Genomic DNA, 23,485 nt, shown 5'->3' with positions numbered 1-23,485 from the left:
AGTTTGCATGAAATAAATAATTAATCTAAAATATAGCTGATGAAGTTTTATTTAATAGCGCTATTTACTATTCTTTTTACGACTTCCTCCATGGCCCAATCAATTCTTATAGATCCTGGCCACGGAGGAGAGGATTGCGGCGCTAGGGGTAAGATCTGGATCAAGAAGACACTTAAAGTTATTTGCGAAAAAGATATTGCCCTATCAATTGCTAAAATTATCCATAAAAGACTTTCAAAGAATTATTCGACTTATCTTACAAGAAGTCTCGATAGAACTGTGACCCTAGAAGAGAGAGCTGAACTTGCCGATAAAATCAAGGCCGATATCTTTATCTCTATTCACATAAATGCATCGACCTCAAAATCCTCCCATGGACTTGAAACTTTCTATTTAGACAATCACGATAACGCAGCTGTAAAGAAAGTAGAGGAAGTTGAGAATAAGAATACAAAAGGTGAGCAAGTCATAATCAATAAAATTTTGGCCGACTTAGTTATCGATCGCACCGCACCTAGTTCCAGAAAAATGGCAAAGCTAGTTCACCATGAAATTAGCACCAAGATCTCCAAGAAGTATAAAATAACAGATAGAGGCGTAAAGCCGGCCATCTTCTACGTTATGGCCCTAAGTAAAAGACCCTCTATTCTTCTTGAAGTTGGTTTTATGACAAATCCTAGAGAGCTAAAAAAGATGATCACTAAGAGATTTCAAAGTGATTATGCCAACGCAGTTGCTAGTGGTATCGAGAAGTACTTCCAAAAAAAGAAGTCTCCTCCTCTACTCTAAACTCTCAATTAAAAGCTCGTTACATCCACTATTATTTGCAGGATCAGCTTGTTTTTGACAGCGCTTAAAGCTGGAGTGGCACTTTAGTCTTAAGTGAAAATGAGTTAAGTGATATTTTGCTGGACGAAGACGTCTCAAAGTCTCTAAATCTAACCTATTCCTAGAGCTAGAATATTCGTTGCAAAAGGCCTTCTTAACGGCCTTGTCAACAAAGATTCGACCCACATCTCCCTTAGAAACAATTAATTTAAAGAGTTCCCAATTCTTAGTGAGATCAAAATTCTTAGTGACTACTCCGTTTTTAACAAAGTATTCCTTCCATTCAGGGTAATCTACATCCTGACCTCTTTTATTAACTCGTAGATATACGATATCTATATCAAGACCATTTTGATGTGAGGCATGTCTAGAGATTTTACCACCATTCAAAGCTGAGATATCACCTAATTGAAATTTCTCAGTGTCAGGGTGATCGGCAATAAACTCTTCACTAAAATCAAAGAGAAAATTGAAGAGATAGTCTGTTGCGTAGAGTCTCTTTCTACTTCTAAAAAGTTTTTCGTAGTGACCAGAGTAATCATCGATAGAGGCAGCATTCACTAAGGTACCATTAGAATAAAAGCCAATGGCCTCAGACGCCAATAGATTGTGACTTAATAATAAGAAAGCAATTGATATGATGATTTTCATTTTCTACCTCAACTAAATTTATAAAATTATAAATTCATTGAAGAGACTTTATCAAATCATTTCTCTAATCTTCGATTTCAATGATCATATCGACAAGATCATCTTCATCGACCTGATCAATTGGAACACACCAATCTGCTACAGACTTACCAAGACTATGCACTAAACCAAGTTCACCACTGATTAAGTGATGCCACTCAGGTAGATCCTCACCTTTTGCCACTAATCGGTAAGCACAGCTTGAAGGTAGATAGTCTAACTTTTCAATATTTTCAGGAGTAATTTTTAAGCACTCTGGAACGGCTTCAAAACGATTCTCGTACTTTTGACACTGAACCTTTTCGATATCCAAGAGACTACATGAGCACGCCGTATAAGCTACCTCGAAGGTGTCTGGGTCTTCTAGTTTAACCAGACAACATTTCCCACATCCGTCACATAGGGATTCCCACTCAGAAGCAGATAATTGAATTAAAGACTTTTCTTTCCAAAACATTCGGGCATAATTATATAAATAACTGAAAAGATGGAAGATTATTGTAATTATTATCCTATATTTTCTACAAAACTCTTCTTATAGTTAACTCTATTTAGTATAAATAACCTAATGGAAGTTTCAAACGCTACACTAGTGGCCTATATTGATACATTCAAACAACATAACTTAGATCCAAAGATATTAATTGGCGGTACAGATCTAACTTATGAGGAGATAGTTAATCCCAAAGGTAAGATTACATGGGATAACTTTCAAGTTATAACTAATAATACCTTTCAAATTGTAGGTGAAGAAAAGGCCCTTCAGAGCTTAAAGAGTACTGGCGTTGATAATAAAGAGCTCTCACCTTTAGCAAAGATTGTTGCTGCAACAGTAAGTGCTGAAACCATCTATTGGTTCTTTTGTAATTTTGTTGGAAAATTATTCTATAAGAACTTAAAATTTCACTATCAAAAAATAAGAAAAGGTCATATTCAAATCACTGTTAAATTAAATAATGGTGAGCGCTGTTTTGATAACTTTATTAAGGCCTACGCCAGTGCGTTTGAAGGATTTACACAAATCATAGGTCTCAAACCAGCTCATAGTGTCATCGACTTTAATAAGGTCAATCCAGTTATTAATCTCTACTTTAAAAATAGTATTAAGGTCTGGAACCCTATCTCCTTCATAGGAAGACTTGTTAATTCAATTACAAATACAACAAAACTTCTAAGTGAAATTGAAGATAGAAGACATGAGCAAATATTACTTAACCAAGAGCTCGAATTATTAAATAAGAATCTTGATGAATCTAATAAACTCAATGAAACACTTATTAGAGCAATCATGCATGATCTAAATAACCCTATGGCCATTATACAATTTAAGGCTGAGAAATTAAAAGATAACATTGAATCATTTACGACTAAAGATAGTGATATCTTAAATAGGGCCGTTTCCAATATGAATGGTGTCATCTCAGATCTTAAGAAATTCCATCTCGCAAAAACAATCCTCTGCGAGGATAACTTTGATGTTTACGATGCCACAATTGAGGCAAGAGTACATTTTGAAGAGGTGCTCAGAGAAAAGAATATTCAATTAGAAATAACGAAAGACGAATCTAGATATTTTCTTATAAAAGGAAATAAAACAACATTCACAAATTCAATTGTTTCAAATCTAATTTCAAATGCCATCAAGTTCAGCTTTGAAGGAAGTCTTATCTCAATAAATATTTCTAAGCAAAACGAACTCATACATTTCTCTATCAAAGATAGTGGAACAGGAATGAATCCTACGAGTATTAATAACTTCTTTGAAAGAGAGCTTAGCGAAAGCCAAGAAGGGACGAACGGAGAAGTGGGTTTAGGAGTAGGACTCACTCAGGTAACTTTTTTTACTAAACAAATGCAGGGTCAATTAGATGTCAACTCCATACAGTATACTGACGATAAAGTTAATCATGGCACTGAATTTAAAATTACTTTCCCTACAGATAATCATTCAGTTACTCTTCACTAGCCAATAATTTCTTTCAATTTCTCTTGAGAATATATGAAGTTATATCTTTACCTATCAAAAATAAGTCATTCAAAACACAGATATTTTCATAACAAATAAAATCTTCTGCAAATTATAAAAATAAAAGACGTAAGATAAATCTCCAAAGGAGATTACTATGTTTTCAAGAAATATTGGTTTAATAACTGAAGAAGATCAAAGAAACCTACATGCAACCCATGTGCTTATTGCAGGAAGTGGTGGAATGGGAGGAGTATGTGCTGAGGTTCTAGTTCGTATGGGTACTGGAGAATTAACACTCATAGATCACGACCGTTATGAAGAAACTAATTTTAATCGACAAATACATTCCAACAAAAACACTATTGGTAAATTTAAAGTAGAAGTTCTTAAAGAAGAGTTTTTAAAAATTAACCCAAATTTAAAAATAAGAGTCTTCACTGAGAAAGTTACTCTAGAGAATATTAATGAACTCTTAGAGGGAGTTAACTATGTTGTTAATGGTATGGATGAAATGTACAACTCACTTATATTGGAGAGAACTGCTAGAAGAAAAGATATTACAATCGTCGATGCATGGCTAACTCCATATGCAAGTGTTTTCGTGATGACACCAGACTCTCCTCACTGGGAAGATTTCTTAGACCTTCCAACTAAAGGTATTCCACTCGAAGAACTCACACCTGAGATTTGCAATGAAGCTGTCGATATTGAAGTTGATTATACATTTTCTCACTTTAGTCCCTATGAAATTATAGATAGAAAACTCGTTAAGGATATTGTTTATAAGAGAGAAAAACGTCCCTCATTCGCTCCTGTCGTATGGCTAAGTGGAGTATTGATGGCCAATGAGGTTTTTAAACTCGCCTGTAACAAGTCACATACTGACTATAGAGGTATCTTCTTTGATCAATATGAAATGCAGCTTACTCAAGGCGCCATTAATAAGATAAAAAAGGCCGCGTAAGGGGGGCTTATGAAAAGGGAATTTAAATTTAATAATATAAGCTCATGTCACTATATTAATCCAGGTAAGAGTATGAATGATTTAGAGCTTACCAAAATTCATAAAGATTTAGTTAGTGTAAATAATTCTGCAGCAAAGAAAGTAGATAATTTATTTCTAAACGAAGAACTAACACTTGAACAAAAGAGAGAACATCTCAGTAAGTGTATATTAACTTTGCTCTATCAAAACCAAAGAGTATTTGGTTTTTTAATAAGTCCAATTATTTCATCAAAAAAGGGAGTGATCCTTCATGCAGGGCTCATCATGATGAATAAAAACCCAGGTGCTGACTTCATGGCATTTACAGGACTTAATAATTTCTCAATGGCCTACGAAGAATATGGAAATGTCTATGTTACAAATATCTCATCAACACCTTCAATCATAGAGGTTTTCTCTAATCAAATATCTAAGGTATGGCCATCTCCAAAAATGAATACAAAAGTCTCTCCACCTCATTATAGAGATATCTTGCACATACTAAAAATGGAATATATGGATAAATACTTTCCATCAGATGCAGATATAGAAATAGATGATAGGCGTTTTACCATGACATCAAATTCTAAAGAAATGGGCTTTAGTACAAATTTTTATAAATTGAGTAGGGCCACAAACTATCTCTATCAGTCTTTCTGTCAGGTATGGATTAATTACGATGATAGCGAAGATATTATCCAAGTCGGAAGAATTACACTTAGAACCTATCTCTATCAAAAGATTCTTTTAAGAATTCTAAGTTACAAACTTAATAAGGCTTCAAAGAAACTCTCTGTTGAGAGTGAAGAAAGAAGAGAGAGAGAACTTAAAACTAAGAAGGCTGCCTAAACTAGGCTTTTAACTTTATTAAAACTCTTAGTATTAATGATTCCTCTCCTACCTGAGACGTTCTGGCTCATCTCACGCATTTGTTGCACTCTTTGCTCACTAGGAGGGTGAGTGCTTAGTGCATCTGCAAATGTCTTTGTTATCGGGTTAGAGCTCTTTTGGTATTGCTTCTCCATCTGAAGGAGTTTCTCATAGAATTTCCCAATATGATTTGGATCATAGCCAGCAGCTAGAGATGTATTAAAACCAATTCTATCGGCTTCCATTTCATCTTCTCTAGAGTTGGCCATAAAAGCAAACTTTTGAATTAGAAGAGCTCCTCCAGCACCGGCAGCCCCACCATAGAGAGCAATCCTCTGTATACACTCTCTATCATTTTTCTTACAGAGCGCCTTACCTAGCCCATAACCTGCTGCTCCTCCTAGGATCGCTCCACCGATTCCAAAGAGAAGATTCTTAGTCTTATCTCTATTTTGAGTTTCAATTCTCTCAGCGGTATGCCTTGCCTTGATATGGCCTATCTCATGGCCTATAACTCCTGCAAGCTCTGCTTCACTACTTGCCATTTTAATTAATGGAGCAGTCACAAAGACCTCTCCTGCAGGAAGAGCAAAGGCATTAACCATTTTCGCTTCGACAACTCTAAAGTGATAATTATATGGCCTACCTTCAAGAGAGCTAGAGCTAGTAATTTTATTTCCTAGCTCACGGATATAGTCTTGAGCGTATGTATTTTTAAGCATTGGATACTCTTTTTCCATTTGCGGTAAATACTCTTTGGTCATTGCTCTTTCATCATTGAAACTTAGTGAAGTCTCTTGACCAGTATTATCACCTTCGCGCATACGATGCTTACTTCCACTAGCGCAAGAAGCTAACAACATCGGAAGCGCAATTAAAAATGCCCTTCTTCCACTATCCGTAGAATTAACTTGTTGTAAATCTCTATGTAGTTGATTCTCAATACTTTTATCCATTTTGACCTCGTTAATAAATTATAGCCAATCTTAGAAAAATATCCAATTTCACAAAATATTTTTTTGTGAAAACTTTATTACAACTAAGAAATATAAAAAATACCCCTTCTCTTGTGAAAAGATAACTCGTTGAATATAAAGCAATAAAAAAAGGAGACACATATGAAAAATATCTTAGTTGGACTTATGTTCATATTTACAGGGAACGCCATGGCATTTAACTATCCAGGTTTTGACTTCCCAGACTTTTCAGATTTTGAAAGAGCGCAAGAGATCTTCGATCAAACATATCAAGAATTAACAACTAGTACAGAGGTCATGGATCTAGTAGAGAAAGTTGAGTATACAAACGAAGCTGTATGTACTCCTCTTAAAACTAAAGCCTCTCAATTCATCTGGATGAAGTTAAAGTATGAATGTACAGCAGATCAAGACTTTACTTTAGTTATCAAAGCAAAGTTAAAGAACGATAAAGTTAAAATTAAAAATTATAAAATTAAATTCTAAAAAATCTTGGGCAACTTTCTCTGGTTGCCCAGTCTAAACTTCATAAGTGCCGCACTAAATTCTTTTTTTAAACTTCTTAGTTTTAACTTGCTCAGAGAATAGTCTCTCATCATTGTGTGTTTGTGTGTTTGCGTGTTTTATTGGAATGTAAGGGATTGAGTAAAAAATGGAGGTCAGAATCGGATTTGAACCGATGATACAACAGTTTTGCAAACTGCGCCATTCGACCACTCTGGCATCTGACCTCTTATTTAGAAGTCCTTATAATGATTGAAGTCGATGAAAAAGTCAACACAGAACTTGCGTTATTTCAACAAGTTCTGCGCTCGCTTAGACAAAGCATACTATGCTTCTCTAATTACGTACTTATCTTTTCCAGCGTCAACCATTTCTCTAAGTTCTTTACCAACTTTAAAGAAAGGAACCTTCTTAGGTGGAACTTTAACAACTTTACCAGTCTTAGGGTTTCTTCCCTCGTAGGCCTTATAATTTCTATTGGCAAATGATCCAAACCCTCTGATTTCAATTCTCTCGTCATTGTATAAAGACTTAATCATTGAATCGAAGCAAATATTGATAATTGACTCTGCTTGCTTATGAGTAAGGTTGGCCTGCTTTTCAATCGCAGCAATAAGATCTGCTTTAGTCATACGTCTCTCCTTTAGAAACATTCAACTTACATTATTGTATGATTAACTAACCTATCGGCACATTTAACAAATTCCTAAATAGCTTAAATCATTTTTTTATAAAATCCTAATTCACTGTTTTTTCGTCCTATTCTCACTTTAAGTTGCCCACAATCTGTGTAGGTTTCATTGAGTTCAAGACTCTAAAAAAACACATAACTATATGAAATCACATCTTTTAAAGAATAGCTAAGAAAAAAGACTATTAAAGACTTAAAATAATAGGAAAGAATTCAAGTAAAAGACTTAAATGTCGATATGTTAAGAGATAAAAAGGAAAAAACTTGAATAGAATAATTGGAATTACACTTTTACTCATAAGCATGGCCGGATTAACTTCCTGCGTATCTGGTGATGGGCGCAAGGGTAAACCTGTTATTAAATCAAGTAATCAAGGCACTGGAGCTCTAGGTTGTGAAGAAGATCTCTTTCTTCTCTCAAGCGGTGACACATGTGTAACTGAATGTCCTGAAGGAACTTTCCTAGCGAGTGAAACAGAACTCGCCGAAGCCCTCGCTGAAGAAACAGAACAGAATATAGAGATATCTCAAAACTCTACCGGTGTTTGTCTAGATGACAAGATAACGAGACCAACTGATGAAGTCTTTATCACAAAAGACTTTTGTGCATGTAAGAGTGGCGTGCCAGATATCATTAATAATTGTGAATCATTCTGTTCGTCTCAAAGTGTTGAGACACCTACTCTCTTTGTAAATACAACTCTTGGTCCAAATATTGAGCTCAACGAAGAACTTGGAACACTTGATCGCTGGTGTAATGCTGAGATTAGTGATGGTCTAACAGGGCCAGCATGTTTTCTAGAAGTTTATGATGGAAATGGAACAACTGATCTCTCGGTTGAAATTGCTTCAGGTGCAAATAGTTTTAAGGTGAATATCTCTTCACTAGCACTTAATAAGACATACGTTGCAACACTTAAGGAAAAGGGCTCTGGTTCAGAAGCAAAGAGTAAGTCTTTTCAAATCAGAAGAATTGAGTATAGCACTGGGGACGATAACGATGAAGCTCCTCTAAAGATTATGCCGATCTCTCAATACACATGTTTAACTAGAGCGGGAACTCAGGTTGATGCAGGAAATCTCTACGAGAACGCTGCGAGACTTCACTACTACTTTGCTAGTAATAATAATCCTCCATCACTTCCTCCTGGAGATCCATTCCTCTTTTGCCACGATGTGAATAGATATGGAAATGATGATTCTCCACTCTATGATAGACTTGAGTTAATTCCTCAGCACATGGCCCTTTGGGACCTATCTGATGTACGCTTTGCAGATCAAAACTCTGACTCCAGATCAGATATTAACGAAACGATTCAAAAGAGACTCTTAGATGACTATGGGATTAATAAGACCATAAATATCTTTGGTCTTCTCACTTGGCCTAATATGCCCAATATAGACGGGAGTACACCGAACCTTGGTTACTATATGGTTCCTTGGATTGATCCAGTAAGTGGAAGAGCATTCTGTCCAAATCAAACAAATTACAATAGTGATGATAAACTCTTTAATATCTTAAAAGAAGTCATTGGAGTTAGTACTGAAGGTATGTACATGGCAGTGAAAGAGGCCGAGCTTCTCTCAAATGCCGATAACGAGCCAGTACTTGCCCCAACAGATATTATGATTGTAAGAGAGAATCTTTTAAAGAAAATTTGGTTCTATTATGAAAATAATCAGCACTATGTCCCGGATGAAATTACGGCCACACAAAAGACTATTCACTTCTATTGGCCTGCTGATGTTAATAATCCATATATCAGAAAATCTACTCAAAAGATTTACACTATTAGAAGACCTACCGAATTAAACGTGGGACAAGATCAAACAGGTATTCCAACAACTGTATCTCCTCCAGATAAGAGATTTGGTTGTATGCCGGCCCTAGATTAAAGAAAAACTTCTTTTACAATATTGAATGTTGGAGCGAGTTCGCTGCCAAAGAAAAATATTAGGATAAAAATTCTTAGTCCATAGATAAAGCATTTTCTAAACATCCACTTAAAGAGTCTTGAAAATAAACTTCCCTCTTTGGAGGCCCTTCTTGCTAGAACAAAGCCTAAGATAATCGTAAAAATATTTGCAAGTAAGAAATAGAGCAGTTTCTGTTTGTCTTTGAACATATCAAGTAGAGAGAGAAGAGCTTGATTATCTCTAAGCAGATGAGTGATGAAATCCACTGTTTTAGGGAAGGCCTTCGCCATTCCCTTTGCTGGAGACTTGGAAATATTCTCTTGAATTTGCGCTCTTGAAGATTCATAGCTCATTCTAGAGTAAACGCTATTGAGCTGTTTAACGATTGGCCTAAGCTTCTTTACATCCATTTCAGGCTTAATATTTAAATTCCCCTTACTCCCGCCTGCAGCACCGCCGTGAGTTTTCTGAATCTGCTCTACTAGCTTTTGATTCTGCTCTCTAAAATCGTGCAGAGACTCTTCAAGATTATCGTCACTATCATCAGTGTAGCCATCTTGAGCAAAGCTCATACTTGACCCTAAGAGAATTAGGGTCAAGAGAGTTAATTTTAAATATTTAAAGAAATTAAGCGTTAGCAGTATTCTTCTCCTGAGAACCCTTAACTCTATCAAAGAAGAGAGTAACAGGAGCTGCTACGAAAATAGAAGAATATGTACCAATGAGAACACCTAGAGAAATAGCTAGGAAGAAGTCTCTAATGGCCAATCCACCAAAGAAGTACATAACAACAGATACAAATAGCGTTGTAAGTGATGTCATTATTGTTCTAGAAAGTGTTTCATTAACAGCGTTGTTAATATGTGAAGCAAGATCTAGAGCTGAATTCTTCTCTTCGTGCTCTCTTACTCTATCGTAAACAATAACCGTATCGTTTACTGAGTAACCAATAACCGCTAAAAGAGCAGCAACAGTTTGCAGAGTAAATTCAACATTGAAGAATGCAAATACACCTAAGATAATTGTTACGTCATGGAAAAGAGCAACGATTGCACCTGGTGAGTATTTAAAGTCAAATCTAAGACCAATATAAATCATAATGGCAATAAGGGCCCAGAGCATTGCTTGGAACCCTGAGATTCGAAGCTGAGCACCGGCCTTTGGACCAACGATATCAACCTTACGAACTTCAACACCTTTAGAAGCGTAAGAAGCTAGAAGTGTTTCAGAAACCTTCTCAGTGATCTGATTTAGATTTGTCTCATCACCTTGAACCTTAACTAAGAATTCATTTTGTGAGCGCTCACCAATTGTCTGAGCAGCAATTCCCTTAAATCCAGCATCGGCCAATTCTTTTCTTAATCCATCAAGGTTAATTGACTCTTTAAACTTAAGTTGAATCTCGGCACCACCTCTAAAGTCAACACCGTAATTCATCTTAGTAATGATTCCAAAGAGGGAAACAGAAACTAAGAGTAAAGAGATTACTGTAGTAATTGAAAACTTATTTACGAAATTAATCTTTGTATTGTTACTTATAATTTCAAACATAATATTCCCCCAACCTAAATACTTAGGTCTTCTCCCTGAACTTTGTCCATGTAGAATTCAAATAATAATTTTCCAGCGAAGTACGCAGTATAGACTGTTGCAAAGATACCAATGAGTAGTGTCACGGCAAAACCTCTAATAGGACCTGTACCAAAGTTTAGGAGACAGAAACCAGCAAGAGCCGTCGTAATGTTAGCATCGATAATTGTCCAAAATGCAGACTCAAAACCGCTTTCAACTGCTTTGTAGTTGCTAACACCTTTTCTAACTTCTTCACGGATTCTCTCATAGATAATGATATTAGCATCAACCGCCATACCAATAGTAAGAGCAATACCAGCAATTCCCGGCAGAGTGAGTGTCGCTTCAAGTCCTACAAGACAAGCAATAACAATAATTACGTTTAGAGCGAGAGTTACAATTGCAATAGCACCACTAACTCTATAGTAAACAAGGATAAATCCAAAGACTAGAATACAAGCAACCATTGAGGCAAAACGGGCCTTATCAATTGAATCGTGTCCAAGTGAAGGACCAACTGTTCTTTGCTCTAAGAAGTCTAGTTGAACAGGTAGAGCACCAGCTCTAAGAACAAGGGCAAGGTCTCTCGCCTCTTTCATTACTTTATTGAATCCACCAGAACCAATTGTAATCTGTGCTCTTCCCCCACCAATTCTAGTTTGAATATTTGGAGCACTATAAACATTCCCATCGAGAATAATTGCTAGCTGTCTACCAATATTTTCACCAGTAATTGTTTCAAATAACTTCGCCCCTGAAGACTTAAATTCAAGTGAAACATATGGCTCATTCTTCTGCTGATCAATCTGAACTCTTGCATCTTGAAGAGCTTCACCAGTCAGGGCAGAGTTTTCTTCTACAAGGTATGGAATTTTAGATTCAAGTTCGTTTGTAAGTTTATTTACAGTCTTTTCAAAAGCTAAAATCCAACCAGCAGGAAGAAGTTTTTCATTCTTTAGGTACTCATTGAGCTGATTGAGGTAGCTTGAAAATCTATCACCTTTTTTAAAAGTAATTCCAGAAGCCTCGGCCTTAGTGATCCAATCTTGAATCGTAACAGGACTAACTTCATTATTAACAAGATTAAAAGTAAGCTTAGCTGTTTTACCAATTAAGTCCTTCGCTCTCTCAATATCTTTTACACCAGGAAGTTGAATGATAATTCTATCATTACCCTGTGAGATAATTTCCGGCTCTGTTACACCAAACTCATCAATTCTATTTCTAATAACTTCGATAGACTTTGAAACTGACTGCTCTTCAATCTGAGTTTTTAAAACCTTTGTAAGGGCAAGTTGAAGATTAGCTCCCGTATCACCAGTAATTCTAATATAACCTTGATAGAACTCGTGAATTTTGGCCTTAGCTGTTTCCATATCAGCAGGACTTGCTAGAACAAGAGTTTGCATAGGGTCCATCTCATCCGCAAGATTTAGATCCCCTGGAGTTGAAGAAATACCATTGTCGGCAAGAAGTGATTCTACCTTTCTAGTATAACCCTTAACTTCATCTTTATATACTTTCTTGAAATCGATTCCAAGAATCATATAAAGACCACCTTGAAGGTCGAGGCCTAGATTAATTTTTGATTTTACAGGGTAATTACTCTCCTCTTGAAAGTCTAAAGCCGTCGGTAAAATGATTACCACAGACGTAATAGTGACAATAATTAGGAAAATAAAGCGATACCACCAGCTTCTTTTCATTCAATACTCCTCATAGGATTTGGTAGGCGAGAACGCCTATATTAAGCATACGATTTTAAACACTTAAAAGTATAGAGGATAACTTTGTAAAAAAGCAATGATTGAAGTGGCAAACCACCAAAATAATTGAATTGGTGGCTAAGCGTTAGAATCGTCTGAAGATTTTTTATTGTCCTCAGACGTAGTGATGGTTTCACTTGGCGCGTCAGATGATGCCAAGTTCTGAGTGTTATCTTTAGTCTCGGCAGGAGCATTTACTTGATCAAGAAGATCATCTTTTGCCTTTTGAAACTCTCTAATCCCTTTACCTAAGCCTCTTGCAAGCTCAGGTAACTTCTTTGGACCTATAAAGAGAAGTGCAAAAACAAAAATTATTAGTAATTCAGCTCCACCGATTCCAAACATAGCACCCTCTTACTTCTTCTCTTCTGTTTTCTTGAAGATAGAATCAGCTTTACCACCAATATGGCTTCTAAGAACTTTAACTTTAGTTCCTTCAGCAATTTCTAGTGTGATAACTTTATCAGTAATCCCAGTAATTGTTCCAAAGAGTCCAGACTTTGTGAAAATCTCTTCACCTTTTCCAAGCTGACTTAGCATTGCTTGCTCTTCTTTCGCCTTCTTAGCTTGAGGTCTAATCATTAGGAAGTAGAAAATTGCGAAAACAGCAATCATTGGAAGAAATGAGCTGAGTGCATTTGGTTGACCTGCTGCTGCAGCCGCTTCTTGTGCCATAACTGGAGTCATTAAAAAATCTAACATGCGTGTATCCTTATTGCCTTGGACTATCTATGTCCATTGATTTGAAGTGTAATTGTTATAAAATGTCTTATAATATTCGTCAAACGTTCCCGCTATAATATGGGCCCTCGCCTGCTTTGTCATATCTAAAAAGAAGTGCAAATTATGATAACTTATAAGCTGACCAGCTAAATATTCACCAGTATTATAGAGATGTCTAATATACGATCTGGAATAATTGCTACAGACCTTACATGAACAATCTGGATCAGGTGGCAATGTATCTTCTTTAAACCTTTCCTTCTTTATATTGAGAGGTCCATGGTGAGTGAGAAATTGTCCATTGCGCGCATTTCGAGTAGGCAGTACGCAGTCAAACATATCTAAACCGTTCTTAATTCCAGTTAAAATATCTAAAGGCTTCCCAACACCCATTAGGTAGCGAGGTTTATCCTTAGGCATTGTGTGAACAAAGTCAGAGCAAAACTCTACCATTTCCTCATTCTTCTCCCCTACGCTAAGCCCTCCTAGAGCGTAACCTTCAAAGTTCATCTCAGTAAGTCTCTCCATACACTCTGTTCTTAAGTCGAAGTGTAGGCCACCCTGAATGATACCAAAGAGGTTTTGGTGTTCTTTAAGCTCGTAGTCACGGCATCTCTTGGCCCATCTTAGAGTGAGTTCCATACTCTCTCTAAGCCTTTCCTTTGTTGCAGGAAGCGCTGGACACTCATCAAAATTCATAACGATATCACTACCAAGTGCGCGTTGAATTTCCATAGATTTTTCAGGAGAGATCATATGGTATGAGCCATCAATATGAGACTGAAAGCGAACCCCCTCTTCACTCAATTTATTCATCGAAGAGAGAGAGAAAACTTGATATCCCCCACTATCTGTGAGGATAGGTTTTTTCCAATTCATAAAACCATGTAGACCGCCTCCAACTTTTTCAATCAGTTCATGTCCTGGTCTTAAGTAGAGATGATAAGTATTGCCAAGGATAATCTGGGCCCCAACTTCTTCTAATTCATGTTGCCACATACACTTTACAGATGCCCTTGTTCCTACTGGCATAAAGATAGGAGTTTCAATCTCTCCGTGAGCAGTAGTGACAACCCCAGCGCGGGCCTTTCCATCGTAAGCTACATTCTTATACATCGTCGTCATTGGTCCCTCAAAATTAGCATTGAATCTCCATAGGAGAAGAAGCGGTACTCATTTGCAATGGCCTCTTTATATAGCTCTAAGGTCTTCTCTCTGCCAATCAGAGAGCTAACGAGCATAAGAAGCGTAGACTTTGGCAAATGAAAATTCGTAATGAGACCATTTATAGAGTGGACATCTACTCCTGGATGAAGAAAGATATCAGTCTCCTTTATCTCGTTGGCCTCTATATCGAAGTTCTCTCCGTTGTGAGAACTCTCTAAAACTCTAAGAGATGTCGTTCCCACAGCGAAGATCTCTTTTTTAGAGAGAATTTTCTCTTTATTCTCTGTATCTATAAAATAATTCTCTGAATGCATTTTATGATCTTGTAGATTATCTGTTTTAACTGGAGCAAATGTTCCAAGCCCTACGTGTAAAGTGACATAGGCCCTCTCAATATTTTTCTCTTGAAGACTCTTAAAAACATCTTCAGTAAAATGAAGACCGGCCGTAGGAGCAGCTACACTACCAATATTTTTAGCGAATACAGTTTGATAATCTGACTTATCTAACTCATCACTTTCACCATTTCTAATATAAGGAGGAATGGGAATTTTAGCATATTCATTTAGGTACTCTGCGAGGTTCTCCCTATTAAAACTAATATAGAAATTACCTTCATCAATTCTTTCAATTTTTGCGACAAGTTCATCTTCAAAAAAGAACTCATCCCCAACACTCTTCTTCGAGCTGGTTTTAATGAGAGACTTATACTCTCCATTTGAATTTGGGTAACTCTCGAGCAAGAAGACCTCACACTTTCCGCCCGTAGGCTTTTTCCCAATGAGTCTACAAGGGAAGACTTTACTTTGATTGAGAACTAGTAAAGAGTCCTCCGGAAGGTAATTGGCAAGATTATAGAAGTGCTCGTGAATAATCTCTCCAGACTTCACTTTATAAACCAGTAGTTTAGAGTTATGTCTTCCAGCAATAGGTCTGCTGGCCACCAACTCTTTTGGAAGATCGAAGTCGTAATTGCTCAATGTTAAATCTGCGCTACTCATAGTTGCGAGAGTCCTTCACTTTTGTCATAATAAATATAAGTATTTAACCGAGTTTGAGTTTTATCTGAGGAATCAATGCTAGGCAAGAGAACAATCCTAATTTTCTTATTAAGTGTAAATATTTATGCTCAATTCTCACTTTCAGATGAGTTAGAGCAGCTCAAGGAGCTCTCAAACTCTGTAAACCTTGAAGATTGGAACCTAGAGCAAAAGCCCCAGGTCAAAAAGAAAAAAGAAATTATTGAGGATTCTATCGACCTTACTAGTAGCGCACTACAGAAAAATGAGCTCCAAGACCAAGATGAGGATAAAGAACTCGAAGAACTTTTTAATGACGAGAACTCTACAAGACAGACAATTCGTTATCGCTCTAGATAAGTTCCCTTATCTAATTTAAGGTCTGCTCCAGCAGCAATCTCTTTAATAAAGACTTTCTCTCTCTTTCCACCAATTTCTAGAAGAAGCACAATATCTTTAACAGATTTGCTAAGTGTATTAGTGATGGTGATTTCCTCTACACTAGAATTGATAGCTACTTTTAAGTTCTCTTGCTCATTTCTATACTTAATGAGATCCATTAACTTTAAGGCCTTAATATTATTTTGAGTAATTAACTTCTTCAAAGATTTAGAAAAGAGTAGGTTTTCAATATCAGTAGAGGAGAAATCAACAATGGCGGCCACTCCTAAGTCCTGAGCATGGTCAATATTCTTTTGAAGTGTATTCACCATCTCACTCTCGTTAGAAATAGACTTATCTTGAAGAAGTTTTCCTACTGTTTTAAACATTCGAGGAATAAGTGAATAACTAAGATTTTCAAGATAAAAAGGAGAATATGAAATAAACTTATTCTTACCATATATATAAGACAATCTATTTTGATCACTTACAACTAATAAAGTATTTGAAAAATAATCATTATGAGTGGCCATTCCACCAACAGCAGAGAAACTCAACTCTTCCAAGAATAAGCGCATCTCCTCGACTCTATTAAAAGTAAGCCTTGTATCAACTTCATCAAGAATATCATCTTCTAAAATAAGCATTCCTACTTCATAGCCAGTGTGATCTTCAGAGTGTATCTCCGCTGCAGGATAGCGGTCATCTCTAGTGAATAGCGTCCAACTCCCATTAAATGCTTTAAGACTCTTCTTCACCTCATCTAATTGGTCAGTAGTAGATAGCTGTCTATAAACGAAGGAAACAGCTCTTTGCTCAAAAGGAAATGTTTTTATTTTAGCAATTGGTGTCTGAACTAGTTTTGAAAATATTGTCAAAAAAACAATATCAGAATGAAAGTCATTAATTGGATCAAGTGAGCTCCATACTCTATTCTTAGATTTCCACTCCCTTCTAAAGCTATGGGATTCTCTAGAAAAAACTTCTCCATTATAAGAAGAAGTTAACAAACTGCCACCATCTTCACCAATATGAGAATACCTCTTATCCAAAGGTAGCCACTCTACAAAACTTCCTCCCTCAATATCCCATAAGTACTCCTTCTCAGAAGCTATGAGTGTTGGGTTTCTGCTTTCATCTGCGAGAATTGTAGTACTTAATAGCTGAGCTAAAATATTATCCTTACTCTCACCCCCAAGTCCATCTAATCGTCCAAGCCCACCAGTAATGAGTATAGGATTTTGACTCTTAAGCAACTCTTCTCTTTGTGAATTACTTAAAGATTGAATATGAGGATAAATAGATATGCACCCAAGAGGTGTATTTACACGTGAATAGACTCTATAACTAAGTTTATTTCTCTTAAAGAACTCTCTCCACTGCTTAATGGCATTTAGATGATATGATGAATCGTAATTCTTCGCTCTATAAGTAGAGATTAGACAAAACTTTTTTTCGCCTAAACTTTTCTGGAAATAATCTATCTGTCTTTGAGTATTAGTAGAAGGGCGTTTTCTTAGGACAACTTTCTCCTCTCTTGGAACGTAGTCATAAGTTTTTAAATGCCCTCGCTTCACTAGCTCTCTAAGTTTACTAGCACTAGTCACTCTTTGAGCAAGTTGTTCTCTATACTTGAAATAATCTTCAAATAAGATGAGTCCTGATATGACAGCAAATAGAAAGAATGACAATGAAACGAACTTAACCTTAAATGAAACTCCCTTACCTTCACTTTGTTCTTGTAGTGCTTTCTTTTCTAGATAATCAGCTTGAATAAGAGGAGAGAACCTTCTAAAAAATGCTCCCTCTAGAGGGTTCTTTAAAAAACTCTTTTTCGAAGCTCCAAGCCTAAGTTTAAATATTATGTACGTAACAAGAGTTACAATAATAGTTGTAAGTGAAATTGATAATAAAAGAATATTAAAAATATTTTTTAAATTCATCTAATTCATTCCTTTTCTTTCAAGCACACCCCATTTCATTGGGATTTTTAATAATTCATCAAATATTGAAAAGAACCTAATAACTTCCAAGAGGAGACCATAGGTCAATCGATTAAGAAAACTTAAAATGAGTAAAGAGAAAACCTGCCTCTCCATAATAATACTATAAAAGCAAAGAGCGACATCCAAGAGTGTTAAACCTACAAAGTAGGGCCCCATTAAATCGACAATATTATAGAGAAGTGCAAACTCCAAAGTCAGCATAATAAAAGAGAAATTAATTAATGGAATAAGAATAGTTTCAAAGAACATATAGGTGATAACTAGAGCTCCCCTTACAGAGAAATTATCCCACAAGAGATTCATCCCCTTAAAGATGGCCTGAACCATTCCTCTGGACCATCTATAGCGCTGAGTAATGAGGGCATTAATCTCATCGGGAGCCTCGGTAGTCGCGGTAATCTTATCACAATACTTAATATTATATCCTTCCATTAAAAGGCGCATACTTAAGTCACTATCTTCAGCAAATGTATCAGAGCTATAGCCACCAATAGCATATACTTTGCTTCGATCAAAAACTCCAATTGGACCAGGAACGATGGTAACCATATTTAAAAAAGATTGCGCTTTCTTATGAAAATTAAGCCCAATAATATATTCTAGTTTTTGGAAAATTGTTAGAAGGTTTTTAGCATTTCCAACTTGAACAGCACCAGCAACAGCTGCTAGGTTCTCGTCTCTTTCAAAATATGGAATTGCTTCAATCAGTAAATTCTTACTAAGCACACTATCTGCGTCCATACAAACGAAGTAATCCCCTAGGGCCTCCGAAATCCCGTAATTGAGGGCCTTAGACTTACCTGCATTTGACTGATGAATAACTCTTACCTGGGAGTGCTTCTCCATTTCCTTTGCAACAAAGAATGTATCGTCAGTAGAACCATCATCAACAACTAAAACTTCAAGGTTTGGATAATCAATCTCTAAGACAGATTCAATTGCCTTTTTAAGTACCTTCTCTTCATTGTAAGCAGGGATAATAAGTGTAACCAGAGGATACTTTACTATATCTCGACTCTTCTTATAGAAGATAACCTCTAGAAACGAGAGAATAAGTAAGAGAAATGTTCTCACAAAAATAAATAGAAGATAATAGAGCATTAGCTTTGCAACAAAATTTGCATAAGGGTTATCAAATTGCCAATTATCGGGAATATTTAAATAGAAAATAATAACTAATAAACTACAAATTATAGTAATGGTTACAATTGTAATAGCACTAGTAAAACTTTTTTTCATTACCCTCTATTACCTACTAAAATCTTACCTATTTTATTAAGAAAGCTCTGCTCATCCTCTTTCTTTGGACGAATATCGATATACGAAATCTTCTTAAAATTTGAAATTAAGGACTGAGCAAATTTCAATGCCTGAGAGGTCGTTTTCTCTGTATTTTGAAAATTTAAAAGAACACTAGGCTCATCAAAAACAAGGTGAGTTTCTCGACTTTTTTCACCTAAGAATGAGAGTACATCTTCTAAAAGAGGAGTTAAGTCTTGAAGGTAAGGAAATTTTGTAATGAGTGTTGGCTTAATTTCTAAGAATATAAGTCTTTCGTCATCAATATATTTCTTCAAACTCTCATTACTTTCGTAAAAGTACTCTCCCTTACTCCATGAGAGAAAGACGACAGTTTCACCTTCAGGAATTCTTTGAATTTTCTTTAAAATGAATTTATCTTTTTCTTGAACGTTAAAGCCAATGATAAACTCTATATTATTCTTCTTCGAAGTTATTATATTTGTAACTGAATCTAGAGATTGATCAATATCACTGGCCAAGGTTTTTATACTTACAGGCTTTTTAATAAACCCAATGGCACCTAGTTCTCTTATTCGAATTCTATCTTCCCTCGCTTCAGTAGAACTCATACAAATTACTGGTATATCGCAAAGTATTGCATGGTGCTTTAAGAGGTTTAAAATCTCAAAACCGTCTACACTTGGCATAAGTAAGTCTAACAGAATCACATCTGGCATATGTAGTTCACATACTCGAATCGATTCAAATATATTATCAACAATATAGACTTCAAAACGCTCGCTAAGCGCTTTCTCTACTAACTTACGTGTCACTGCTTCATCATCAATAACAACAACTTTCTTTTTTAAAGCTACTTGTTCGTTTAGCTCGGTTGAAGACAAAATGAACTCCATTTTTTGAAAGGATTTTTATTGTAATTATAGTATAGTATAAAAATGTTTACTAAATCTGTGGGTATTATTTTCGTTATTATTTCTCTCTACTCTTGTGCTCATAAGATTTCTTATAAGCGCATTGAAAAAGAAGAGAACTTGAGTTCTTTAGTTTTTACTGGCTATGGAAGATATAGCTATACTAGAGGTAATATAGAGACCTATCTAGAAGAGCTGAAACTTTTAAATTTAAATACAGCTAGTTTTCTCTATTCGTGCCAGACAAAAACTCTTTACTCCAGTAATGTTGACTGTAGTTCAAATTATACGCCCTCATTAAATTCAATTAAAATGGCCATAGAAATGGCCAAGCAAAGAGGATTTAGAGTCTCTCTTCGCCACTATATTGACGTTGAGAATAAGAAGTGGAGATGTTACTGGGACCCAGAGGATAAAGAGCTCGCTTTTGAAAATATTCAAAATCAACTGAGCGTATTTGCAGAGCTTCTAGAAGAATATAAAGTTGAGAACTTTATTATCGGAGCTGAGTATTGCCAACTAAGCAATTCTAGTTATGAACTATATTGGAGAGAAATTATTTCTAAAGTAAGAGAGAAGTTCAAAGGTAGAGTCTCTTATGGGGCGAATTGGGAAGCCGTAAACAATGTAAATGAATTCTTTGAAACTCCAATTTGGAAATATGTAGATGAACTTGGACTCGATATGTATTTTCCAATTCCAAATACAATTAAGAAAAAGGAAATCTATACTTATCAAGAGAGAATGCTTAAAAAGTATATCCAACACGCAAAGAAGTTTAAAAAACCACTTATTATCAATGAAATTGGTTATCCAGGTTCAAAGAAAGGAACGCTCGAGCCCTATGAGTGGAGAAATATGACACCTGGGCCAGAACTTAGACAGGCAATGGCCTATAGATATACTCTACTAGCACTAAAAAGTGATAAAACGGTGCGAGGAATCTATCTTTGGAGAAAGCTTGCAGCGAATAAATATGAAATGAATACATATAACCCAAATGAAACCGATTACAATTTATGGAAGAGAAAGGCCTGGTATGAAGTCCAAAGTTTTTTTAATAATTATTAGTTCCCTACTATTTAATTTAAACACTTATTCCAGCTTTAATAGGGATAAAGTTGAAGCGCTTTGGGGCTCAGCCAATCTTCAAGTCGACAAGAATAATATTCACCTCTTTTCTAAAGACGAGAAAAATCCAAGTTTCCTATCTGTAGACATCTCTTCACACGACTTTAAAATTGATCACGATAATATCGTTTTAGATTTGATGGTAGATGACTTAAGAGCTGTCAATGGAATCGAAATAAGATTTTCTGAGTCTAAAGTCTCAGAAAACTACCTATATTATGTTATCCCTCTTTTTACTGATTATGAATTCAACCTCCTCCAGTCTTCTAATCCTACAAGACTTAGTATTTCAGGAGCAAATTTAAAAGAGAAAGGAAAGGGTGCTAAGTCGCTTAACTATATGACTATATACTTCTCCGCAAAAACAACCAATACGAGACTTACTCTGTGGCCTTTGAAAAAGACAAAGAAAATTGACCGTGGCATCTTAACAATTACCTTTGACGATGGAGCAAAGGATAACCTCTTAGCAGACAGAGAACTCAGCAATTATAAGTTTCCTATTACAACATATATTATGCCTGATTCTCTTAATACAAAAGATTTCTTAAAAGAGAGTGAGTTAAAAATGCTCTCAAAGAAATATTGGCAAGTAGAATCTCATCACGAAATTCCCTTCACATTCTTTTCCTCTAAACAGCTTAGTGAAGAAATAGAGAGACTTGAAAAATATTTTAAAAGAAATGAATACAAGAAAGACGACTTTCACCTGGCCTACCCTCTTGGGAAAATTAATAAAAATGTTGAAGATATCGTTAGAAAGAGCTTTGCTACTGCGAGATTGGCTTCTGGAGGTATCGAAACTATTCCTCCTGGCGACTATCACAAGCTAAGGGCATTTAATGTTCTCAATACAACAACACCAGAAGAACTTAAAGAGATTATTGATAAGACGAAGAAAAGTAAGCAGTGGCTAATACTTATGTTTCATCATATTAAAGATCAACCGAAAGACGAAATCGACTACTCTACTGAAAACTTTAAAGAGCTACTCAAGATCATTAAAGAGTCTAATATAGATATAATGAGTATAGATGAAGTGTGGAAGAAATATTTAAAATGAATACTTTAAATAGACTCTTCCGCCTTCGCTCCACCACTCACTAGACTCTTGCATCGACTTATTTCGATAGACATTAAATCCAAGAAGAAGAGAGTTTCTATTTCCATATTCAAAAGTTGAAGATAAGTAGTAGGAATTCCCTGAAGCAAAATCATTTTCTTTAATAAAGTTATAAAGATAACTTAACTTAAATGTGTAATTTGAAAAGAATGTTTGCGCCCACTCTAAATGTGGACCATGGGCCAAAAACTTATCTGGAGACCAATAGCCAGAATCTAGTCGATCAAAACTTAGTCGCTCTATCCTATACCCTAACCAAATCCAAATAGGATATGAATCTCCAAATAATATAGATGCCGACTGTCTATTTCTAGAATTATCTCCACTGATTTTAGTATATTCTATTTCAACTGGTACTCTTAGAAAGTCTCGCGGTGTTGCGACAAGGCGAATTGAATTCTTTAAACTCTTGAGTTTTTCTTCATAAGGGCCAGGAACTCCTCCAATTAGATAATAGAAATCATGAGTCATTGAATATTCTAATGTATAGAGCTTTGCTCTATACTGCTGAAGAAAATTAAAATAGGGAGTTTTTGAAGAGTTATTCTTATACGATAGAGTGTGCATTCCAAAACTAATTTCTGAATTATGGGATTCATTCCACTTTCGTCCATAGCCTAAAATAAATCTTGTACCATCTATCTCTCCAAGATGCTCTCCATCAACTTTCTTAACTCTTAAAAAGAAATCATGTGCCTTCGACGCTTCATCTTCGTAAAGCCAAAAAAGATCTCGGCGATGAGTTCGATATTCTAAATCATACTCTTTAAGTTTCAATCCATCAGATGTATTTGAGAAGCTATGTTCAGCTTGAACTTGAGATAGCTCTTCGGCCGAGAGTGAGAAGAGAAAGAAAAGTGAAAAGATTAATTTCAACATAGGAGTCCTTAAATATATTTATTTTAACTATACTTTATTTTAACAAATGGTAAAGGGAGCATTTTTGACTCTAAATACCTGATTATAGATACCTTATACCGTGTAAATTACTC

Annotated in this window: 24 protein-coding genes and 1 tRNA gene; 9 read left to right on the top strand and 16 right to left on the bottom strand. The window is 35.7% G+C overall.

Annotation, left to right across the window (positions count from 1 at the left end):
• Positions 1-39 precede the first annotated feature (39 nt).
• Complete coding sequence (locus BMS_RS07555; RefSeq protein ID WP_083885961.1) at positions 40-789, top strand: N-acetylmuramoyl-L-alanine amidase family protein; 750 nt, start codon at positions 40-42, stop codon at positions 787-789.
• On the opposite strand, the gene BMS_RS07550 is transcribed toward BMS_RS07555, so the two are convergent.
• Positions 781-1,479: a penicillin-insensitive murein endopeptidase gene (locus BMS_RS07550; protein WP_014244218.1), complete on the bottom strand. Its 699-nt coding sequence runs from the start codon at positions 1,477-1,479 to the stop codon at positions 781-783. The two genes, BMS_RS07555 and BMS_RS07550, sit on opposite strands and share 9 nt — an antisense overlap.
• Before the next feature lie 64 nt (positions 1,480-1,543).
• A complete protein-coding gene (locus BMS_RS07545; protein WP_014244217.1) occupies positions 1,544-1,975 on the bottom strand; it encodes a YcgN family cysteine cluster protein in 432 nt (143 codons plus the stop codon).
• Between the two features lie 111 nt (positions 1,976-2,086).
• Here BMS_RS07545 and BMS_RS07540 point away from each other — a divergent pair, with 111 nt between their 5' ends.
• The 3 genes from BMS_RS07540 (at position 2,087) to BMS_RS07530 (ending at position 5,321) form a co-directional block, all read left to right on the top strand.
• Complete coding sequence (locus BMS_RS07540; RefSeq protein ID WP_014244216.1) at positions 2,087-3,484, top strand: sensor histidine kinase; 1,398 nt, start codon at positions 2,087-2,089, stop codon at positions 3,482-3,484.
• Between the two features lie 157 nt (positions 3,485-3,641).
• Positions 3,642-4,451 (top strand): tRNA threonylcarbamoyladenosine dehydratase, encoded by an 810-nt coding sequence (locus BMS_RS07535; RefSeq protein ID WP_014244215.1) that lies wholly within the window; start codon positions 3,642-3,644, stop codon positions 4,449-4,451.
• A 9-nt stretch (positions 4,452-4,460) separates the two neighbouring features.
• A complete protein-coding gene (locus tag BMS_RS07530; protein WP_014244214.1) occupies positions 4,461-5,321 on the top strand; it encodes a hypothetical protein in 861 nt (286 codons plus the stop codon).
• Here the strand turns inward: BMS_RS07530 and BMS_RS07525 are convergent.
• The gene (locus BMS_RS07525; RefSeq protein ID WP_014244213.1) at positions 5,318-6,298 is read right to left on the bottom strand and encodes a M48 family metalloprotease; all 981 of its coding nucleotides are present in this window, start codon (positions 6,296-6,298) and stop codon (positions 5,318-5,320) included. The genes BMS_RS07530 and BMS_RS07525 overlap by 4 nt on opposite strands.
• Positions 6,299-6,460: 162 nt before the next feature.
• On the opposite strand from BMS_RS07525, the gene BMS_RS07520 reads away from it, so the two are divergent.
• Positions 6,461-6,805 (top strand): hypothetical protein, encoded by a 345-nt coding sequence (locus BMS_RS07520; protein ID WP_014244212.1) that lies wholly within the window; start codon positions 6,461-6,463, stop codon positions 6,803-6,805.
• A gap of 167 nt (positions 6,806-6,972) precedes the next feature.
• Here BMS_RS07520 and BMS_RS07515 read toward each other — a convergent pair.
• Both BMS_RS07515 and BMS_RS07510 read right to left on the bottom strand, forming a co-directional pair.
• A tRNA-Cys gene (locus tag BMS_RS07515) sits at positions 6,973-7,050 on the bottom strand.
• Between the two features lie 99 nt (positions 7,051-7,149).
• On the bottom strand, positions 7,150-7,455 hold the full coding sequence (locus tag BMS_RS07510) for an HU family DNA-binding protein (protein ID WP_044557394.1): 306 nt from the start codon (positions 7,453-7,455) through the stop codon (positions 7,150-7,152).
• Positions 7,456-7,778: 323 nt separating this feature from the next.
• Here BMS_RS07510 and BMS_RS07505 point away from each other — a divergent pair, with 323 nt between their 5' ends.
• Positions 7,779-9,410 carry a hypothetical protein gene (locus BMS_RS07505; protein ID WP_044557393.1) on the top strand — a complete coding sequence of 544 codons (1,632 nt, stop codon included), beginning with the start codon at positions 7,779-7,781 and terminating at the stop codon, positions 9,408-9,410.
• Here the strand turns inward: BMS_RS07505 and BMS_RS07500 are convergent.
• The 7 genes from BMS_RS07500 to queA form a co-directional block, all read right to left on the bottom strand.
• Complete coding sequence (locus tag BMS_RS07500) at positions 9,407-10,003, bottom strand: hypothetical protein (RefSeq protein ID WP_014244209.1); 597 nt, start codon at positions 10,001-10,003, stop codon at positions 9,407-9,409. The two genes, BMS_RS07505 and BMS_RS07500, sit on opposite strands and share 4 nt — an antisense overlap.
• A 55-nt stretch (positions 10,004-10,058) precedes the next feature.
• Positions 10,059-10,982: a protein translocase subunit SecF gene (gene secF / locus BMS_RS07495; RefSeq protein WP_014244208.1), complete on the bottom strand. Its 924-nt coding sequence runs from the start codon at positions 10,980-10,982 to the stop codon at positions 10,059-10,061.
• 14 nt (positions 10,983-10,996) lie between these two features.
• Complete coding sequence (gene secD / locus BMS_RS07490; RefSeq protein WP_014244207.1) at positions 10,997-12,709, bottom strand: protein translocase subunit SecD; 1,713 nt, start codon at positions 12,707-12,709, stop codon at positions 10,997-10,999.
• Positions 12,710-12,847: 138 nt separating this feature from the next.
• Positions 12,848-13,114, bottom strand: coding sequence for a twin-arginine translocase TatA/TatE family subunit (locus tag BMS_RS17915; protein ID WP_014244206.1), 267 nt, complete (start codon positions 13,112-13,114; stop codon positions 12,848-12,850).
• A gap of 9 nt (positions 13,115-13,123) precedes the next feature.
• Positions 13,124-13,471 carry a preprotein translocase subunit YajC gene (gene yajC, locus BMS_RS07480; protein ID WP_014244205.1) on the bottom strand — a complete coding sequence of 116 codons (348 nt, stop codon included), beginning with the start codon at positions 13,469-13,471 and terminating at the stop codon, positions 13,124-13,126.
• Positions 13,472-13,498: 27 nt separating this feature from the next.
• The gene (gene tgt / locus BMS_RS07475; protein WP_014244204.1) at positions 13,499-14,617 is read right to left on the bottom strand and encodes a tRNA guanosine(34) transglycosylase Tgt; all 1,119 of its coding nucleotides are present in this window, start codon (positions 14,615-14,617) and stop codon (positions 13,499-13,501) included.
• Complete coding sequence (queA, locus tag BMS_RS07470; protein ID WP_014244203.1) at positions 14,614-15,660, bottom strand: tRNA preQ1(34) S-adenosylmethionine ribosyltransferase-isomerase QueA; 1,047 nt, start codon at positions 15,658-15,660, stop codon at positions 14,614-14,616. Before queA ends, tgt begins: the two co-directional genes overlap by 4 nt.
• A gap of 75 nt (positions 15,661-15,735) precedes the next feature.
• Between queA and BMS_RS07465 the strand changes: the two genes are divergently transcribed.
• Positions 15,736-16,038, top strand: coding sequence for a hypothetical protein (locus BMS_RS07465; RefSeq protein WP_014244202.1), 303 nt, complete (start codon positions 15,736-15,738; stop codon positions 16,036-16,038).
• Here BMS_RS07465 and BMS_RS07460 read toward each other — a convergent pair.
• Genes BMS_RS07460 through BMS_RS16880 form a run of 3 tightly spaced genes read right to left on the bottom strand, consistent with a single transcriptional unit; the run spans position 16,023 to position 20,209 of the window.
• A complete protein-coding gene (locus BMS_RS07460; RefSeq protein WP_014244201.1) occupies positions 16,023-18,002 on the bottom strand; it encodes a hypothetical protein in 1,980 nt (659 codons plus the stop codon). The genes BMS_RS07465 and BMS_RS07460 overlap by 16 nt on opposite strands.
• The gene (locus BMS_RS07455; RefSeq protein WP_014244200.1) at positions 18,003-19,304 is read right to left on the bottom strand and encodes a glycosyltransferase family 2 protein; all 1,302 of its coding nucleotides are present in this window, start codon (positions 19,302-19,304) and stop codon (positions 18,003-18,005) included.
• Complete coding sequence (locus BMS_RS16880; protein ID WP_052590615.1) at positions 19,304-20,209, bottom strand: response regulator; 906 nt, start codon at positions 20,207-20,209, stop codon at positions 19,304-19,306. The genes BMS_RS07455 and BMS_RS16880 overlap by 1 nt, the downstream gene beginning before the upstream one ends.
• A 54-nt stretch (positions 20,210-20,263) precedes the next feature.
• Between BMS_RS16880 and BMS_RS07445 the strand changes: the two genes are divergently transcribed.
• Together BMS_RS07445 and BMS_RS07440 are read left to right on the top strand one after the other, a co-directional pair.
• Positions 20,264-21,310 (top strand): glycoside hydrolase family 113, encoded by a 1,047-nt coding sequence (locus BMS_RS07445; protein ID WP_014244198.1) that lies wholly within the window; start codon positions 20,264-20,266, stop codon positions 21,308-21,310.
• On the top strand, positions 21,279-22,433 hold the full coding sequence (locus tag BMS_RS07440; RefSeq protein ID WP_044557392.1) for a polysaccharide deacetylase family protein: 1,155 nt from the start codon (positions 21,279-21,281) through the stop codon (positions 22,431-22,433). Before BMS_RS07445 ends, BMS_RS07440 begins: the two co-directional genes overlap by 32 nt.
• Here BMS_RS07440 and BMS_RS07435 read toward each other — a convergent pair.
• Complete coding sequence (locus tag BMS_RS07435) at positions 22,425-23,372, bottom strand: hypothetical protein (protein ID WP_014244196.1); 948 nt, start codon at positions 23,370-23,372, stop codon at positions 22,425-22,427. The two genes, BMS_RS07440 and BMS_RS07435, sit on opposite strands and share 9 nt — an antisense overlap.
• Between the last annotated feature and the right edge of the window lie 113 nt (positions 23,373-23,485).

This window comes from Halobacteriovorax marinus SJ, assembly GCF_000210915.2.
In the GTDB taxonomy this organism is placed as follows: domain Bacteria; phylum Bdellovibrionota; class Bacteriovoracia; order Bacteriovoracales; family Bacteriovoracaceae; genus Halobacteriovorax; species Halobacteriovorax marinus.
This window is presented reverse-complemented; position numbering and strand designations above follow the sequence as displayed.

What these genes read in the sequence shown, in the direction of transcription:
- BMS_RS07555 (WP_083885961.1), top strand. Translation starts at nt 40, where the DNA reads ATGAAGTTTTATTTAATAGCGCTATTTACTATTCTTTTTACGACTTCC.
- BMS_RS07550 (WP_014244218.1), bottom strand. Translation starts at nt 1,479, where the DNA reads ATGAAAATCATCATATCAATTGCTTTCTTATTATTAAGTCACAATCTA.
- BMS_RS07545 (WP_014244217.1), bottom strand. Translation starts at nt 1,975, where the DNA reads ATGTTTTGGAAAGAAAAGTCTTTAATTCAATTATCTGCTTCTGAGTGG.
- BMS_RS07540 (WP_014244216.1), top strand. Translation starts at nt 2,087, where the DNA reads ATGGAAGTTTCAAACGCTACACTAGTGGCCTATATTGATACATTCAAA.
- BMS_RS07535 (WP_014244215.1), top strand. Translation starts at nt 3,642, where the DNA reads ATGTTTTCAAGAAATATTGGTTTAATAACTGAAGAAGATCAAAGAAAC.
- BMS_RS07530 (WP_014244214.1), top strand. Translation starts at nt 4,461, where the DNA reads ATGAAAAGGGAATTTAAATTTAATAATATAAGCTCATGTCACTATATT.
- BMS_RS07525 (WP_014244213.1), bottom strand. Translation starts at nt 6,298, where the DNA reads ATGGATAAAAGTATTGAGAATCAACTACATAGAGATTTACAACAAGTT.
- BMS_RS07520 (WP_014244212.1), top strand. Translation starts at nt 6,461, where the DNA reads ATGAAAAATATCTTAGTTGGACTTATGTTCATATTTACAGGGAACGCC.
- BMS_RS07510 (WP_044557394.1), bottom strand. Translation starts at nt 7,455, where the DNA reads ATGACTAAAGCAGATCTTATTGCTGCGATTGAAAAGCAGGCCAACCTT.
- BMS_RS07500 (WP_014244209.1), bottom strand. Translation starts at nt 10,003, where the DNA reads ATGAGCTTTGCTCAAGATGGCTACACTGATGATAGTGACGATAATCTT.
- secF (WP_014244208.1), bottom strand. Translation starts at nt 10,982, where the DNA reads ATGTTTGAAATTATAAGTAACAATACAAAGATTAATTTCGTAAATAAG.
- secD (WP_014244207.1), bottom strand. Translation starts at nt 12,709, where the DNA reads ATGAAAAGAAGCTGGTGGTATCGCTTTATTTTCCTAATTATTGTCACT.
- BMS_RS17915 (WP_014244206.1), bottom strand. Translation starts at nt 13,114, where the DNA reads ATGTTTGGAATCGGTGGAGCTGAATTACTAATAATTTTTGTTTTTGCA.
- yajC (WP_014244205.1), bottom strand. Translation starts at nt 13,471, where the DNA reads ATGTTAGATTTTTTAATGACTCCAGTTATGGCACAAGAAGCGGCTGCA.
- tgt (WP_014244204.1), bottom strand. Translation starts at nt 14,617, where the DNA reads ATGACGACGATGTATAAGAATGTAGCTTACGATGGAAAGGCCCGCGCT.
- queA (WP_014244203.1), bottom strand. Translation starts at nt 15,660, where the DNA reads ATGAGTAGCGCAGATTTAACATTGAGCAATTACGACTTCGATCTTCCA.
- BMS_RS07465 (WP_014244202.1), top strand. Translation starts at nt 15,736, where the DNA reads ATGCTAGGCAAGAGAACAATCCTAATTTTCTTATTAAGTGTAAATATT.
- BMS_RS07460 (WP_014244201.1), bottom strand. Translation starts at nt 18,002, where the DNA reads ATGAATTTAAAAAATATTTTTAATATTCTTTTATTATCAATTTCACTT.
- BMS_RS07455 (WP_014244200.1), bottom strand. Translation starts at nt 19,304, where the DNA reads ATGAAAAAAAGTTTTACTAGTGCTATTACAATTGTAACCATTACTATA.
- BMS_RS07445 (WP_014244198.1), top strand. Translation starts at nt 20,264, where the DNA reads ATGTTTACTAAATCTGTGGGTATTATTTTCGTTATTATTTCTCTCTAC.
- BMS_RS07440 (WP_044557392.1), top strand. Translation starts at nt 21,279, where the DNA reads ATGAAGTCCAAAGTTTTTTTAATAATTATTAGTTCCCTACTATTTAAT.
- BMS_RS07435 (WP_014244196.1), bottom strand. Translation starts at nt 23,372, where the DNA reads ATGTTGAAATTAATCTTTTCACTTTTCTTTCTCTTCTCACTCTCGGCC.